This window comes from Helicobacter canis, from assembly GCF_008693005.1.
Taxonomy (GTDB): Bacteria; Campylobacterota; Campylobacteria; order Campylobacterales; family Helicobacteraceae; genus Helicobacter_B; species Helicobacter_B canis.
On the sequence record NZ_VXKE01000001.1, the window covers coordinates 139,891 to 156,369 of the forward strand.

General features: G+C 47.2%; 13 protein-coding genes. 4 read left to right on the forward strand and 9 right to left on the reverse strand.

Annotation, left to right across the window (positions count from 1 at the left end):
• Position 1 precedes the first annotated feature (1 nt).
• On the forward strand, positions 2 to 757 hold the full coding sequence (locus tag F4V45_RS00650) for a TSUP family transporter (protein WP_150336604.1): 756 nt from the start codon (positions 2 to 4) through the stop codon (positions 755 to 757).
• Between the two features lie 20 nt (positions 758 to 777).
• Here the strand turns inward: F4V45_RS00650 and F4V45_RS00655 are convergent, their stop codons facing one another.
• Together F4V45_RS00655 and F4V45_RS00660 are read right to left on the reverse strand one after the other, a co-directional pair.
• On the reverse strand, positions 778 to 4,305 hold the full coding sequence (locus F4V45_RS00655) for a S8 family serine peptidase (protein ID WP_150336605.1): 3,528 nt from the start codon (positions 4,303 to 4,305) through the stop codon (positions 778 to 780).
• Positions 4,306 to 4,426: 121 nt separating this feature from the next.
• Entirely contained in the window at positions 4,427 to 6,214 is a 1,788-nt protein-coding gene (locus F4V45_RS00660) for an ATP-binding protein (RefSeq protein ID WP_150336606.1), read from the reverse strand.
• Between the two features lie 129 nt (positions 6,215 to 6,343).
• Here F4V45_RS00660 and ilvC point away from each other — a divergent pair, with 129 nt between their 5' ends.
• Complete coding sequence (ilvC, locus tag F4V45_RS00665) at positions 6,344 to 7,369, forward strand: ketol-acid reductoisomerase (RefSeq protein ID WP_150336607.1); 1,026 nt, start codon at positions 6,344 to 6,346, stop codon at positions 7,367 to 7,369.
• On the opposite strand, the gene F4V45_RS00670 is transcribed toward ilvC, so the two are convergent.
• Complete coding sequence (locus F4V45_RS00670; protein WP_150336608.1) at positions 7,366 to 8,013, reverse strand: YigZ family protein; 648 nt, start codon at positions 8,011 to 8,013, stop codon at positions 7,366 to 7,368. The genes ilvC and F4V45_RS00670 overlap by 4 nt on opposite strands.
• Positions 8,013 to 9,857, reverse strand: coding sequence for a menaquinone biosynthesis decarboxylase (locus tag F4V45_RS00675; RefSeq protein ID WP_150336609.1), 1,845 nt, complete (start codon positions 9,855 to 9,857; stop codon positions 8,013 to 8,015). The genes F4V45_RS00670 and F4V45_RS00675 overlap by 1 nt, the downstream gene beginning before the upstream one ends.
• A gap of 230 nt (positions 9,858 to 10,087) precedes the next feature.
• Here F4V45_RS00675 and F4V45_RS00680 point away from each other — a divergent pair, with 230 nt between their 5' ends.
• On the forward strand, positions 10,088 to 11,272 hold the full coding sequence (locus F4V45_RS00680; protein WP_150336610.1) for a hypothetical protein: 1,185 nt from the start codon (positions 10,088 to 10,090) through the stop codon (positions 11,270 to 11,272).
• 316 nt (positions 11,273 to 11,588) lie between these two features.
• On the opposite strand, the gene F4V45_RS00685 is transcribed toward F4V45_RS00680, so the two are convergent.
• Genes F4V45_RS00685 through F4V45_RS09640 form a run of 4 tightly spaced genes read right to left on the reverse strand, consistent with a single transcriptional unit; the run spans position 11,589 to position 15,236 of the window.
• Positions 11,589 to 13,532, reverse strand: a complete 1,944-nt coding sequence (locus F4V45_RS00685; RefSeq protein WP_150336611.1) for a glycosyltransferase family protein — start codon at positions 13,530 to 13,532, stop codon at positions 11,589 to 11,591.
• Positions 13,529 to 13,756: a hypothetical protein gene (locus F4V45_RS00690; protein WP_150336612.1), complete on the reverse strand. Its 228-nt coding sequence runs from the start codon at positions 13,754 to 13,756 to the stop codon at positions 13,529 to 13,531. Before F4V45_RS00690 ends, F4V45_RS00685 begins: the two co-directional genes overlap by 4 nt.
• 57 nt (positions 13,757 to 13,813) lie before the next feature.
• A complete protein-coding gene (locus tag F4V45_RS00695; RefSeq protein WP_246144962.1) occupies positions 13,814 to 14,560 on the reverse strand; it encodes a glycosyltransferase in 747 nt (248 codons plus the stop codon).
• 10 nt (positions 14,561 to 14,570) lie between these two features.
• Complete coding sequence (locus F4V45_RS09640; RefSeq protein ID WP_246144963.1) at positions 14,571 to 15,236, reverse strand: glycosyltransferase; 666 nt, start codon at positions 15,234 to 15,236, stop codon at positions 14,571 to 14,573.
• An 81-nt stretch (positions 15,237 to 15,317) separates the two neighbouring features.
• Between F4V45_RS09640 and bioD the strand changes: the two genes are divergently transcribed.
• The gene (gene bioD / locus F4V45_RS00705; protein WP_150336614.1) at positions 15,318 to 15,992 is read left to right on the forward strand and encodes an ATP-dependent dethiobiotin synthetase BioD; all 675 of its coding nucleotides are present in this window, start codon (positions 15,318 to 15,320) and stop codon (positions 15,990 to 15,992) included.
• A gap of 93 nt (positions 15,993 to 16,085) precedes the next feature.
• Here the strand turns inward: bioD and rpsI are convergent, their stop codons facing one another.
• A complete protein-coding gene (rpsI, locus tag F4V45_RS00710) occupies positions 16,086 to 16,475 on the reverse strand; it encodes a 30S ribosomal protein S9 (RefSeq protein WP_023929024.1) in 390 nt (129 codons plus the stop codon).
• Between the last annotated feature and the right edge of the window lie 4 nt (positions 16,476 to 16,479).

Sequence of the window (16,479 nt, forward strand, 5' to 3'; positions counted from 1 at the left end):
CGTGGATTTGGGGCTTGGCTGGTATATCACGCTCTTTATCGCCTCTATCATCGGCGGGCTAGTGGGCTCGCTCTCTGGTGGAGCTGGTATGGTAACTATGCCCCTACTTTTGCTTAGTGGCATAAGCCCCTTGCAAGCCCTAGCGACAAACAAGCTGCAAGCCTGCATAGGCTCTTTGACAAGTGCAGCACACTACTATCAAAGTGGCTTAGTTGATTTGAAGCAGAGCCGCGCGCTTATTGTCATCGCAGTGGTATGCGCTAGCCTTGGCGCGCTTGCTGTGCAGTTTGTATCACTAGAGTTTTTGGCTAAAGCTCTGCCTTTTGTGATGATAGGACTTGGAATCTACTTTTTACTCTCGCCAAAAATCAGCGAGCAAGATCGCGCGCACTCTATCAGCAAGCCCTATCTCTATGGCTCTTGTGCGCTTGCTAGTGTCTATGGCGGATTTATGGGGGTGGGGATTGGCTCATTTATCTTAGCTATCCTTGTAGCAGTCGCTGGCTATGGACTTAGCAAGGCTTTGGCACACTCTCGCTGGATAGTCTTTAGTATCAATCTCTCTTCTACGGCATTTTTCTTACTAGGCGGGCAGGTGTTGTGGATTCTAGGGATTATGATGTGTATAGGGCAGATGATTGGCGCAAGCCTAGGGGCGAGACTTGCTATCAAGCACGGGGGCAAGATTATCCGCCCAGCAGTGATTGTGCTCTGCTTTGCTATCTCCACACAGCTGCTTATCAAAGAGTTTTTCTAAAGTCCCTTGCTAGAATCTAGCTAAAAGTGTATCCCAGCACTTGCATTGACATTGATTGAGTAGTAGTCTGCACCTACTTGCGAGCTAAACCCAAGCCGCGCGAAATACCGCTTATAGTTTATCTGCGCATTAAGCCCACCATAAAATCCGTGCATACTTAGCTGATGATTTTGGCTAAACCACAAATGCGAAAAATCGCTAAATGCGCTTTGGCTCTGCAAGTTTGTCAAAAGGCGCAAGGTGTAGAATCCAAATCCATTGACACTAAAGCTAATGGATTCTAGCGACTTAGCATAGCCGATATGCAAGCCTAGGCTAGAGCCTAGGGTATTGTAAGTCGCGCTTGCATAAGATCTAGCAAAGATACCGCCTTGCTCGGCGTAGCTGCCTTGCGCGACTAGAGAGTAGTTGAGCAGTGCCATAGGCTTAAACACCACAGCTTTGTAGGCAAAATCCTTAGCGATCCCAACTTGCGCATTGAGCAGATACTGCATAAAAGAGCTTTGCAAACTTTGTGGAGCGGCGATGATAGATCGCGTAGTGGCGTTTGCGCCAAGCCCAGCACTAAGCGCGCTTATCAAGCTTATATGCTTCAAATCCCACATCGCGCTACCACCTAGCGAGAAAGAGTTCGCGCTAGCTTGCGTGTAGGTGTGCTTGGCTTGGTTATTAGTGAAGTCTAAAAAGCCCCCGATTATGAGAGAGCTACTCATCGCGCGCTTTGCTTGGATAGTGGTGGAGATGGCGTTAGAGCGGTAGGAGCTATGCGCAAAATGCGTGTAGTTGGTGCTAAGGGCTACTTCGTTTTTCTTACCTGCAAGAGTGCTAGTAATATCAGCAAGCAGCTTTGTTTGCAGCATATTTGTGCCAGCCACAGCCGCAAGTCTTGGGAGCTTGCGGTAGGCTAGTGGCATAGGGCTTGCAATCGCAGAGTCCGCCAAAAACGCAAGGCTATTGACGATAAGGTTTTCTTGGAGTGTAAGGGTGTCTTGCATAGCTTGGAGCGGGGCATTTTCCGCAAGGCTATCAAGGCTTGCTTGATACAATGGGCTAGCGGCGTTTGTGATCGCGCCAAAGTAGTCTTGGTAGTCTTTTGATAGGCTAGGGTCTTGAAAAATATCTTTCAGTGTCTCGCCCATCGTAGAATCCCCACTTGGCTTAAAGGCATCATCTCGCAATGTAGTGCTAAGACTTTGGCTAGCGTGGTCGTAGGTAAAATCTAGGACATTATTGCTCTTTGGCAAAATAGTGTCAAACTTCCCTGTGTGATCTTTGAGCGAGCCGAGATTGAGTTGTATCGTTTTCCCAGCAGTGAGTAAGCTTCCCTCGCCGCTATATATGGGGACAAACTCCAGCGCACCGCCTTTTATATCATAGCTATTTGCTTCTAGCTTGGAGTTGAGACTCCCACTAAAGGCGATTTGCAGTTTTGCACTAGAGTCTTGCGTATAAGAGCCATTGATTGTAAGGGTGTTTTGTGAAAGGCTAGTAATGGGCGTAGCACCAAATCCTGCCATAACAATACCGCCTAGATTCTCTACCTTGCTTGTGCTTGTCTGTATATCACTTCCTGCAGCTATGCTGCCAGAGCCGGCTAAGATTCCACCATTTGTGAGCTTTACACCAGAAGTAGAGAGAGTCGCGCCATTGGTATTTGTGCCGCCTATGACAGAGCCTAGCTGGATTACTCCGCCATTATCCGCATAGGTCGTGCCTTTAATTGTCGCGCTATTTTCAATATGCACAATTCCAAAATCTTTGGCATAAGCGTTTTTCTCTATCACACCGCCACTTAGTAGCAAAACCCCAGCACTTTCCGCATAGGCATTGCTATGGACGAGCTTACCGCTTTTACTTAGCTCTAGCACACCTTGCAAAACGCGTGTCGCACCTTCATAGGTATTTGCCCCACTTAAGGTTAGCTTCCCAGCTCCTACTTTGATAAGCCCTGCCTTTTTGATGTCTTTTAGCTCTTCTTTAGGTGAGTTCCACGCACCATCTATATGCCATTTATCTTCCCATAATCGCTGGTCTATATCATTGCTAAACTCACCGCTTAGCCCCTTTGTATCAATGGTATAAAAGGCTTGATTTTCACCCTCAAAATGCTCTACACTATTTTTATTCATACGATTGACATCAAGCCGTGCTAAACCCTTAAGGGCTTTTTGCACATCTAAAATCCCCTGCCCAAAGACTTCTTCTTTGCTAAGCTTGATAATGCCTTCAGGGCTGCCATCTACTTTAATAACACTATCCAAAATTTTTTTAAGAAAAGTCTCATCTTTATAACCTATGGCTTGCAAGTCCTTTTTTACTTGGGCTTCATCTATCTTGCCATCTGTGGTTGTTGGTATCTCATCGCCTACATAGATGATATTAGCCAACGACCCTTTGCCAAGATATTTCAGCATAAGTTTTGGAGCTTTAAAGTCATTGTTTGCCGTAGTGAGCAGCACATCAGCGATCTGCGCTCCACCTAGGAAGCCAAATTTCTGCTGCACGAGCATTGCCGCACCACTTACCATAGGCGTAGCTTGTGATGTCCCACTCATACCACAAAACTCTTCTTGCTCTCCGCCGCTACACATAGGTCTTTGATCCGCCCCCGGAAGTTTATCTGTCTTGCCAAAATACGCGTTTGCAGAGTCTATATCAACCCCCGGAGCTGTGATAGCATAAAGTGCCGCCCCTTTAAAAGCATTGCTAAAAGCTGGCGAAGCACTGCAATCATATGGATAACTACCACTGCTACACATTCCACTTTTAATTATCAATTCTCTTTTGCCACCCTCTTCTTTGACTTCAATGCCATCAGCGTTTAACGCCCCCACCACAAGCCAAGCACGCAGCTCCTCATCATAGCTTGCCGCCACAGCTGCAGCACTTGGGCTAATCCTCCCATCATTCCCAGCACCCCAAATATTAAGAATGTCTTTTTCCTTAGATATGCGGATAAGGTGTAGTGTATCGTGTTGCTTGCCACGATTGAGTTTATGTTCTAAGAGTGTATTGAAATAATAATCTGCATTGATACTGCTTGTGTCTTTTTGGATAAGCTGGTAGCCATAATCTGTGGTTACATTGATAAGCGGATAATAATTTGGGGCTTCCCAGCTATTGTTGATAATTTTGACATCCCAATTCTTTATATCTTCATATAAATTGCCTGTGTAAGTGTAGCCCGGATTATTTTTGCCAAGCCCATAATATCTGCCATTATAGGCAATGCCGTGTGGGTCATTTTCACCTAGCTTTTTACCAATGGCAATCCCAGCTACATGCGTGCCGTGCCGCATACCATCTCTATCATTTCGCCCCATATCAAAGTCATTGTTGATAAGCACATTATCCTTGCCCTGCAAACTTCTATGCGAGTCGTTAAAAACAGAATCTATAATGCCAAGATTTATCCCACTCCCATCAAATCCACTATTTTCATCATAGTTGATAATCTGCCAAGACTTTTTTAATTTATTGATTTGATCACTAGCTTGTAGCCCAAATGGCATAAAAGCTACACAAAAGGCTACCACACACTTTTTCATTACAATCCCTTAAATTTTTGCGAGATTCTAATCAAAAAAAAAAAAAAAAAAAACGCCTTAATCTAGCGCGAAATAGATAGCCATTAGTAAATTATCCACATATCCCAGAGCGTGCGCTGCCTTAGAGCACTTGGAAGCCTACGCTTTTTTGCCCATCAAAGCCGCCCTTTTGCTCTTTTGCAATCATTTGCACAAAGTCTGCTTCTTTAAACACAGGCTGCTTTTGTGCGGCGACTTGGTAGGCGGTGTTTTTTACCACTAGGGCGATTTGCGCTCCGCTTAGATCATAGTGTGCCAGCTTTTTAGCAAGCTTGCTAGCACTCAAGCCTTTGTCATAAGGGGCATTGCTAGGCAGGAACTTCTCCCACAATGCCACGCGCATAGTAGAATCTGGGCGTTTAAACTCGATCTTATGATCAAATCTCCTAGAAAACGCACTATCAATGCTCTCTACAAGGTTGGTCGTCGCCACAAGCACCCCGGGGAATCGCTCAATTTGCTCCAAAAATATATTTTGCATTTGGTTATGCATTTTCTCTGCGCCGCTGCTTGCGTGCATACGCGCACTTAAGAATTGGTCTGCTTCATCTAGGAGCAGTATGGGCGGGTTCTTGCTCTTTTGCGCGATGTCTTTGTAAGTGTCAAAAATCTTGCGCACATTTTTTTCCGACTCGCCCACATACATTGAGAGAATCTTACTGCAATCAAAGTGTAGAATCTGCTTTTTTAACGCCTTGGCTATTGCCTGCGCGCTTAGCGTTTTACCCGTGCCAGCTGCCCCGTAGAAAAGGATCTTTGCTTGCACGCCTTTATGCTTATCGATAATGCCCCACTCCCTTAGACGCGCCACTACACTAGAATCCACCTGCTGCAAGATAGATTCTAGCGTGGCACGCGTAGCACTTGGCAAGATCACTTCATCAAAGCTAGCACTAGGTGTAAGTAGCTCGAAAATATCTTGCTCCAACAGCTCGGTGGCTAGATTTTGCTTATTGCCCCTGCGCTTTTTGGGGGTGTTAATGAGCTTGCGCAGCAGCTCTTCTGGGATAAAAAATGTCCGCATAATCCCGCCAAATGGGTTAAGCACCTCGCCATAATCAAGCAAGCCCTTTTCCACAAGGGTGGATTTCTCATCGAGCAAGGCGCGATTTTGGATTTTCTCATACTCATTGTGGCTGACAAGATCGATGAGATTGTTCATATCTCGGTAGTAGCCATCACCGCCGTAATACTCCTCCTTTAACAAGGCGAAAAATATAATTTCTTCTTTTGTGTTTAGGTGGTGGTCTTTTAGCAGCTTGTGTGCTGGGATCTCGCTTTTACTCCGCTCTAGGCGCGCTTGTATGCGCTCTTCTACCGAGCGGATTTGGCTAGAGATTTTGGCACTTTTTTTCCCGCGCAAGCTAGCAAGCAGCCCAATGCGCAAAAACTGATCTGTCAAATACTCCAAATGATCTGTGTAAGGCGTGTTTGCTGGGACTTCTTGCTGCACAACGCCATCTTCTAGCAAATGATGAAAGCTTGATGATAGGCTTACTTCAAGCCCCAGCAGCTCAAGCAGTGCCATATCCTTACCCATCTCCCTATCGCGTAAGAAAGAAAAATCCACAGCATTGATCCAGCCAGAATCTAGCAGAGACTTTATCGCGCCTAAGTGCTCTGTCCGCTCGATTTTATCGCCATACTCTTGCTTACTCCAATCTTTTACACCCTTTACCTTTCTCACATTTGTAGATTTGCCAAACACCGCATCAAGGACATCAAGCACACGCTCTTCACTCTGCCCATCAAGAGCTGCTAGCACCAAGTAGCGCAGGATCGCCGCTTCTTGCTTGGTGCATTTTAGGTGGGGGTAGATGAGCGTTTTTGTAGTATCTGCTTGGGAGAGAAAGTCCTTAAGATAGCGCATACAAGTCCTTAAAAATTAGCGATTATACAAAACCAGAGCTTAAACATCTTAAAAAAATTGTAAGCATATTTGGCTACAATCACGCCATACACGCGAGCGCGCGATCATCATAATTTAAGGAGCTAAGCAATGGCATTACAAGTATATTACGATAAAGATTGCGATTTAGGGCTAATTCAGGGCAAAAAGGTAGCAGTGATTGGCTTTGGGAGTCAAGGACACGCACACGCGGAAAACTTGCGAGATTCTGGCGTTGAGGTCATCATCGGGCTATATAAAGGTGGCTCTAGCTGGGCTAAGGCTGAAGCAAAGGGCTTTAAGGTGCTAGAAGTAGGTGCGGCAACAAAAGAAGCCGATGTGATTATGATCCTAATCCCCGATGAGCTGCAAGCTGATGTATTTGCTAAAGATATTAAGCCAAATTTAAGTGAAGATAAAATCATCGCCTTTGGACACGGCTTTAATATCCACTTTGGGCAGATTGTAGCCCCAAAGGGTGTGGGTGTGATAATGGTAGCTCCAAAAGCCCCGGGGCACACGGTTAGAAGTGAGTTTGTAAAAGGTGGTGGAATCCCAGACTTAATCGCAGTAGAGCAAGATACAAGCAGGGGCGATGCAAAGGCGATTGCCCTAAGCTATGCAAGTGCTATTGGTGGTGGTAGAAGCGGCATTATAGAAACGACTTTTAAAGATGAGACAGAGACAGATCTCTTTGGCGAGCAAGCCGTGCTTTGCGGTGGGGTAAGTAACCTTGTGAAAGCTGGGTTTGAAACGCTCGTAGAAGCGGGATACCCTGAAGAGATGGCGTATTTTGAGTGCTTACACGAGCTAAAGTTGATTGTAGATTTAATCTATGAGGGGGGACTCGCAAATATGCGATACTCTATTTCAAATACCGCAGAATATGGCGATATGGTGAGCGGTCCTAGAGTGATAAACGCTGAATCTAAAAAGGCGATGAAAGAGATTCTAAAAGATATTCAAGAAGGTCGCTTTGCAAAAGATTTTATTTTGGAGCGAAAAGCTGGATATGCTAGAATGAATGCTGAGAGAAAGAATCTAAATGCGCATAAAATTGAAAAAGTCGGCGGTAGGCTAAGGGCGATGATGCCTTGGATTGGCGCAAATAAACTTGTGGACAAGGAGAAGAACTAGAATCTAGATTCTAGCTTCTGTAATGCTTCCATATCGCCTTGTATATGGAGTATTACGCCATTAGCTTCAAACTCTTCCCCACACACTCTAAGCCCTAGCTTTTTAATGCGATAGTGCATAGCACGCAGCTCGCCATACCCCACACACACCGCTCTCTCCCCACACTTGATATATGGCACGATCACGCCCAAATCTTTAGCAGATTCTAGGGCAAGCTTAGCGGCTTGAGTATAAGCGCGCACAAGCCCGCCAACTCCCAGCTTCACCCCGCCAAAATATCGCACCACCACAATGCCACACTCAATCATCTCCCACCCGCGCAAGACATTAAGCACAGGCACACCAGAGCTGCCCTTAGGCTCGCCATCATCACTACTACGCTCTACAACCTGCCCCCCTTGATACGCGCGCAAAGCATAGACAAAATGCACCGCCTTTGGGTGCGCAGCCCTAAGCGCACCAAGGGCAGAATCTAGCTCGCTACTATGCAGTGCAAAGCCTAGGAATTTCGAGCCTTTGCACTCATACACCGCATTGCTAGCTAGGGAAGTTTGCTCGCGGCAGGATTTTTTACTCTGTGCTTGTTGCTTGTAACTTTGGGATTCTAAGATTGTGGAGCTAGAATCCTTATCTATCGTCTGCATTAGCGCGTAGCTGGTGAGCCGCAGATATGGAAGCGGTGTAGCAGCTGCTCATCAATACTAAAGCCCTTTTGCTTAAGTCTCTCAATCACTTCTTTTGAGCAGTCTGTCTCTTTGGGCCAAGCCCTTGGGTGTGCGGGGCTTTGTGGCTTGTCTCTCGCATCGATGAATACTTGCTCCCCTTGGATCAGCACATCGCGCTTGGCATCGATATTATTGACAATGCGCCACACAAGCATATAGGGATTATCTAAGTCATTTTTCCAAGAATCCACCAAAATAGCGATTTTCATCATCTCGCTTACGCCACTACACGCGCGCGCGAAACTCTCCAGCGTGATCGCACCTTCTGCCTTGTGTCCCATAGAGTTTAGCCCAACAATCGCGACTCTTACTCTAGCTCCCGCCCCATACTGCCGCACGATCTCCACCCCAGAATCCACCTCCTTAAGCCTAGTTAGCAGCTCACAATCACTCACCTCCTCCATCTGCCCTACTAGCTCCTTTTCTGCGACATCTAGCCCTAGCTTGCCCCCATAGGCATACTCTGGGCTTGCGTGATCCAGCGCATCGCACACACCCTCGCTCACCACAAGCCCCTTCACACTAAAGCGATCTAGCACATACTTTAACACCGCAGGATAATCGCTCAAATCCGGCGCATCTGCCCCCACAAATATCGCGTGCTTGACAAAGCTCATCTGCCCCACCCCCCAAAATGCGTGCATAAGCTGGCGCGCGTGCCCGGGGTATTGTGGAGCGAGCTTGGCTAGGATTAGATTATGAAACACGCCATTTTCTGGCATATTGTAATCCAGCAGCCCGTGCGCACTTGTCTGCAAAAGCGGTAGAAACACCCTTTCTGTCAAATAGCCCATATATTTATCTTCTAGTGGCGGCTTGCCCACAATGGTCGCTGGGTAAATGGGCTTAGATTTATGCGTGATAGCAGTGATCTCTAGCACAGGATAGGGCTCAATAGGTGTGTAAAATCCCGTATGATCACCAAAGGGTCCTTCATCTTTAAGCCGCGTGGTATCCACATAGCCTTCTATGATTATATCCACGCTAGAAGGCACGCTTAGCGGGTTTGTGAGAGAGCGCACTACTTCCACACGCTTATCTTTAATCACCCCATAGAGCATAAGCTCATACGCGCCGTGCGGTAGCGGAGCCTGCGCACACCAAGTATAGAGCGGATCGCCACCTAGTGCGATAGTTACAGGCATTTTGACTCCAGCTCTTTTATACTCGTGGAAAAAGTGCTTAGAGTCTTTGTGTATCTGCCAGTGTAGCCCTAGCTCATTGCGAGAATGCACCTGCAAGCGGTAAAGCCCTAGATTTTTCTTGCTCCCATCTAGGCTTTGGGTATAGACTTGCCCCATTGTGATAAATGGCGCGCTATCACTCTCCCAAGTGGTCAAAATCGGCAGTTTGTATAAATCCACTTCTTTGTCTAAGTAGCGCACTTCTTGCGCGCTTGATTTGCTCACATATTTTGGGATAGCAAAGCGCAGCACGCTATATCGCCTAAGCGCATTAAGCAAGCCCTTTAGCCCCTTGGGTGGGGCGAGATTGAGCAGGTTTTTGATCCTTGTGGCGATTGCTTCAGGGGTTTTGGTGGCGATAAGCTCTACGCGCTTAAAAGAGCCAAAGACATTCATAAGCACCGGCATTGCACAAGGCTGCTCCCCACGCATAGGCTTTGTGAAAAGCAGTGCCTTGCCGCCATTTGCTCTCTTTGCCTCGATGTAGGCGAGCTGGGGGATCTCTAGGTAAATATCTAGCGGTGTGTCGATGGTCTCTAGCTCATTGTGCCTTTGCAAGAGTGCGATTGTCGCTTCCATTGCTTTCTCCATTTCTTTTATAAGGTGCAGTGTATTTGCGCGTGAGTTGGTGCATTGTAGCACATCGTAGCTTAGGGCAAAATGCGCGCAAAGCTGGCAAAAGAGCGGAAGTTTTTAAACAGATTGTAACGCTTTACAAAGTTTTTACACATTTTGTGTGGATTTTTGCAAAAAATATTTTATACTACCCACCAAGCAAGCAATTGCTGAAATAATCCCAAGGAGTTTTTATGAAAGGTTTTAACAAACTGCTTCTAGTGAGTGCTGTGCTAAGTGCCGCTCTCTCTCAAATGTCTGCGTATAAGGTAGTCGATGAAGACGATAAAGTCGTCGATGTCTATGGATCTGTCCGCGGCTATGTGGGCTTTGGCGGTAGTGCAAGTGCGACAGATACATTTGGCATCAACCCTTCTTCTCAAGCGTGGGGTCCTTATGGTAGCGCGCTCTATGGCTTGCAGAGCAACTCTCGCCTAGGTGTCAAAGCAAAGGTTGGAAATCTTGAAGCCAACGCCGAGCTAGGACTTAAAGAGGATGATAACTTTAGACAAATGTGGGGAGCTTATACATTTGGCTCTGCTGGGACCCTACTCTTTGGTAAGACAGATACACCATCAGTAGCGAAGTCGATCTTTTCTTCTGATCTAGCAGATACAGAGCAAGGTTCCGCAGGTTTTGGGGGGCTACGCACTTCAAGCCGTAAATTGCAAGTGGCTTACTCTATCGCAGGCTTGACTATCGCGCTTGTCGATGACTCTACATCCGTGATCAATGCTAGAGGCGCCCAAAATGAAGCGATCCCACGCATTGCGGCGAGCTACTACCTCCAAAACGAAGACAAAACCCTAGACTTCCAAGTCGGTGGTGCGTATAAATACTACAATCTAGGCGTGCGCGCAGCAGGAGAAGAGAACTCTCGCTTTGTGGGTGGCAGCGGCTCTGCATTCCATATCTTTACCGCAGTCAAATCCCAAATGATGGAGAAAAATCTCTATGTCTCTGGTATGCTCCACTATGGTATGAACGCTGATCTCTACGGCGAGCAAAGGACAAATACCAATACAGGTGGCTACTCACACACACAGATTTTTAATAATGTAGCAGTAAGCGATGTTCATCGCGTAGGTGCGTATGTAGAGAGCGGCTATAAATTTAGCGATATGCTAAGTGGTGTGCTAGGGCTAGGCTATCAGCTTTCACTTGCTCAATCAGCTCTTGCTGGTGGCAATGACCAAATGGCACATACCTTTATGGCGATGGCGCAGCTCCCTGTCAAGCTTGAAAAAAGTCTAACCATAACTCCACAAGTAGGTTATTATGGCGCATTGATTGATACAACTTCTAGCGGTAGTGTTCTTGTAAGCGCAAAACAACAACACGGCTTGCTAGCCTTTGTCCGCCTCCGCTACGACTTCTAAGACTCTCTTATCTCTAGCGCAAGTGCGCTAGAGTCTCCACTTTAACCCCCATCACCACAACGCAAAGCTTTATAAAATCCTAGAGCCCATATCCACACTAGAATCTACTTTCACTATGGATTGCTTCGCGCCCAAGCCCGCTCGCAATGACACTTGACTTTCACTCTCGGTTTGTTTCTTCTTCAACGATTCTAAGAATTGCGGTATTGCTTTCGTAGTTTTTTGGGGATTTTTGGGCAGAGCTAGACTTGTGGTCTGCGGTTGCCCGAAAAATACCCAAAATCTGCGGAATGACTACTCAAAGCTGAATTGCTAGTTAGATTTCTCTTTTTTGAACATAGTATCGATACAATCCAAAAGTCGCTTGCGTAAGCTCTACGCTAAAGCCATCGCCAAGCCCTTTGCGCACCGCTTCCATAGGCAAAGCTGTAATGAAGTAGCACTGCTCACACGCCGCTAGACTCTTCAATGCTTCTCTAGGATCTTTGATGAAGTGATAGAGCCGCAAGTCATTAAAGTAGATAATCGCCCTTGTCGCTCCATAATCGCTACTATGGCTATAAATCGTGGGGATCTCTTTGTCATTTTCGCGCTCTTTATCCAAGATCGGCTCCATTTGGTAGATTGGCTCACTCCTAAAGTCCGCATAATGTGGGTAGCGCAAGTAGCCCACTTGATGATAGAGCAAAAGACTTGCCCCTAGCATTACCACCACCACTCTAGCAAGTATCCCACCTTGCAACAAAAGCGGCGCAGTAGCGACCACGATAAGCAAGCTCACTAGCGGCAAGCACCCCACCACAAAGCGCAAGATCTTCCAAGGCGCGACAAACATAATCACCGCGCCAAACACCACCGCCAGCCCGCCAAGCAGCAGCGCGAAAAACGCCTCCTTGCTATGCAAATACCGCTTATATACACTAGATCCCAGCCCCCTATACCACGCAAAAGCAGCCACAAGCAAAGCCAGCAGCACAAGGGGAGTGAAGATGTTTTGCCCTAGAATCTGCCCATACACGCGCATAGATTCTAGCAAGCTTGTATCGCTCCCCCCTACCCTAGCAAGCGCGGAAGTCGCGTGCCCACCGACAAAGCCCTTATGATAAATGGGATAGAGCATATAAGTAAAGACTACTGCAAGCCCTAGCATAGCAAGGAGCAATTTCGCCTTTTTAGGCGACTCGCCAAGAGAGAGAAACCACAGCAGGGCAAAAAGCATACCCACATACAGCACGACAAAATACCCACTAAGCAAGAAGCAGGCGATAAGCAGCGCGCTTAGGATAATTGCCCGCCTAGATTCTAGCTCACTGCAAAAATAGCGCGCCATAGCCCAGCCAAACCCTAGGAACAAGCACTCCTGCAGGGCATACTCTCGTATAAGCATAGTGGCTGAGATACTCGCGCCATTACACAACGCTAGGGCGAGAAATACAGGCACAAGCACACTATTACCAAAGAGCCTAGACCCAAGCAAAAATGCAAACAAAAACGCCAGCGGATAAAAGAGCAAGAAATTTAGCCCCACGCCACGCTGGATAATCCACTCAATATCCCCCGTGCGCACGCCGATATGCCATAGGCGCAAAATCGTGTAGTATAAATTAGCGTGCGAGTGGGAGTCGCCGTTGTTTGTAAGGTAGAGATTTGCTATATCTTTTAGCGCGCTTGAAGCATCTTTGCTATGCCAAAGCTCTCTTTCTTTAATCTCTTTACCATAATACACCCCATCTTCGCACGCCCCGCCCCAAAGACAGGCATTAGAGTGCGAAGTAATCGCCACAGACCACACCTCATCGCCGTGCAAATCAACCTTCTGCCCCATATACCACCACCGCAAGCCAAAGCCCACAAGAAACACCACCGCACAAAGTGCTAGAATCCGCCTATCAAAAGCCCTAGACTCACTGCTAAAAGCAAGCTGACTTGGTAGCTTGCTATATACAATGGCTGCTAGATTCTGCAAGGCTTGATATTTATAGGCAATAGCTGCTAGCACAAGACACAAGCAAGCTAAAGCAAGATAACCATAAAGAAGCTTTAGCCACAAGCCCCTAGCAATGCTAATTGTATAATCCAGCGTGCCGCTAATGCTTGAGATAGGCTTAGTGGCTTGTAGAATCAGGTAGTTTTTATCCAAAGCGACTTGCGCGATAAGCTGCCTGCTAGGCTCACTTAGCCTAAGGCTAGAATCTAAATCTGTAAGAAGTGTGAAGTCTTTTTGATAGCGGAAGATGACGCTTGGGAAAGCAAGCTTCACGCGGTAGGTGTAGAGTGCTTGAGAGCCGATAATCTCACTAATAATCTCATTAGAAATCTCTTGGGGGGGGGGGCAATGGAAGCAGGATTATGCGCTTGTATGGTGGCTTGGTAGCTGTGAGACTTTGCATAAAAGCCTATGCCAAAAAGTGCGAGCGCACTAAGAGCAAAAAGCACGCTCAAGCAGCCTAGTATCCATAACATTAGCGTATGTGAAAATCGCATATTACAAGCCTTAAGGGGTGATTAAAGCGCGCATTGTAGCATACTTTGAGCTGCTGCTTAGATGGCTTCTTCTACAAAGTAGCGCGGACGCGCCTTGCTCTCCTGATAAATCTTGCCAACATACTCGCCGATGACTCCAAGACTTAGCAGCTGAATCCCGCTAAAAAAGCTTAGCGGTATCAGCGTAGAAGCCCAGCCATACACCGCCCAATCTGTGAAAAGCCGCACGCAAAGCACATACCCGCCAAAAAGCACGGAGAGCAAGAAAAACACAAAGCCCACCACGCTCACAAGCCTAAGCGGCACGATAGAGAAGCTTGTGATGCCATTCCACGCGAAAGAGAGCATTTTACGCAAGGGGTATTTAGACTCCCCAGCCACGCGCTCTAAGCGATCATAGCGCACAACCCCACTAGGAAACCCCAGCAAAGGCACAATACCGCGCAAAAACAAATTCACTTCCTTAAAGCTAGCAAGCGCAGCGATCGCGCGAGCAGAGAGCAGGCGATAGTCCGCGTGGTTATAGACAATGCGCACCCCTAAAAACGCCATAACTTCATAGAATCCTTGCGCACTCTTGCGCTTAAACATCGTATCTGTATCGCGGCTTTTGCGCACGCCATAGACGACTTCCTTGCCCTGCTTAAAGGCTTTGATAAACTCATCAAACACGCCAATGTCATCTTGCAAATCCGCATCAATACTAATGGCACAAGCGCACTGCTGCCCTACAAAGTCTAGCCCTGCTAGTAGAGCGTTTTGGTGTCCTACATTGCGCGAGAGTTTGAGTGCCTTTGTGCGCACTAAGGGGTAGCTAGAATCTAGCTTCGGGGGGGGGGGGGGAATCTTGTAGCGATTCAGCTTTTGAGCTCAAATGCGGGAGCGGCGAAAAATCCCTGCGGTCATTACCGCTTAGGTAACTCCCTTGTGATTTTCCTTGCAACCCACATTTTTCATCTAAAATCTTAGAATCGCAGGGGCTTTTACTAGAATCTAGGTTTGCTCGTGCTTGCGGCGGCGTATTTGAACTTTGGGTGTTTTCATCGTCATTGCGAGATTTTGCGCTAGCAAAATCGTGGCAATCCATAGATTCTAGCTTTGCTTGCGCCTGTGGCTCTTGTAGCATTTCTGCGTTTTGGGTAAAAGCCTTAGAATCCTGTGCGGAGCTGTTTAGATTCTGGGTTTTGCTGTCATTGCGAGCAAGCGCGTTAGCGTTTGCGTGGCAATCCACACTAGAATCTACAAGATCGCAAAGTATCTCCCAAGTCCTATCCCTGCTCCCATCATCAACATAGCAGATGAAGCTCTGCGTGCTAATGCTCCTAGAGTCTATCAAGCTAGCGAGCTTGTGGCTTAGTGCCTTGTGCGTGTGCTCTAGGACGGCTTCTTCGTTGTAGCAGGGCACGACCACTGCTACAATAGGCTCTTGCGCTATGTGCGGAGACATAGGCTCTTGGCGATCTTGTGGCATTTCTCTCATCTTCGCTCCTAAGGGTAAAGAGCGCATTGTAGCACAACCCTTTGGCTTTTGATACAATGGCAGGCAGCTTAAGGAGCATAAATGGCGCAAATCTATATCGCAGGGATCCACACCGACACGGGCAAAACGCACTTTAGCGCACTTTTTTGCAAGGCATTTTCTTATGGGTATTGTAAGCTTATCCAAGCAGGAGAGATAGAAGACCGCGACTTTATCCGCCGCTTTGTGCCAGAGTGCGAAGTGTTTGATAATGGCATAAGCCTGCGCACAGCAGCTTCGCCACATATCGCCAAGCTCTTAGAGCAGCGCGACTACAAAGCAGAGCAAATCTCTATCCCAAATGCGCAAAATCTCGCCATAGAGCTAGCAGGCGGGCTATTCACACCACTTGATGATAGGCTTTGCGCCCTAGAGTATCTCTACCAGAATCCAAAGCCCTGTATCCTTGTGGGGCGGTATTATTTGGGGTGTATCAATCATATCCTACTAAGTGCGCACGCCCTAAAAGCGCATAATATCCCCCTGCTATGTGTAGCGATGATGGCAGATAGCTACAATGATGAGAACCAACACAAAAGCGGTGAAAAATGTAGCGATGATTATATCGATGAGTTTTTGCAAGGACATAGCCTGCTGCAAGGTGTGCCACTTGTGCGCACACACTTTTTCACGCAAGATAGCTTTGCAAGCGTAGCCCAAAATCTAGCCATAAATCCAGCACTACTTAGAGCACTTCAAGGGCTAGAATCTAGCTAGCCAAGCACCGCGCTACTTAGATTCTAGCCAAAAGCCTTATCGTGCGCCAAAGCAAGCACGCCCAAAAAGCGCAAGCAAACGGCGTAGAAAAGCCTAGCGTTTGGAGAATTGTGGGCTTCGGCGAGCTTTTCTCTTCCCGTATTTTTTGCGCTCAACGACACGGGAGTCGCGTGTAAGCAAGCCTTTAGGCTTTAAGATCGCGCGAAATGCCCTATCGTATTCATTCAACGCTTTAGAAATCCCGTGGCGCACAGCTTCTGCCTGTGCAGAATACCCGCCGCCAAAGGCTTTAGCCACAATATCTACGGACTTTTCCTGCTTGGTTAGCACAAGAGGCTGAAGCACCTTTTTCTTAATCGCTTCGTGTCCGCCAAGCCATTCATTAAGCGTCATATCATTGACCACAAGCTTGCCGCTACCATTACTTAGCCATACTTTTGCGATTGCTGTTTTTCTCTTCCCTGTTGCATACACTTTTGCCATTTCC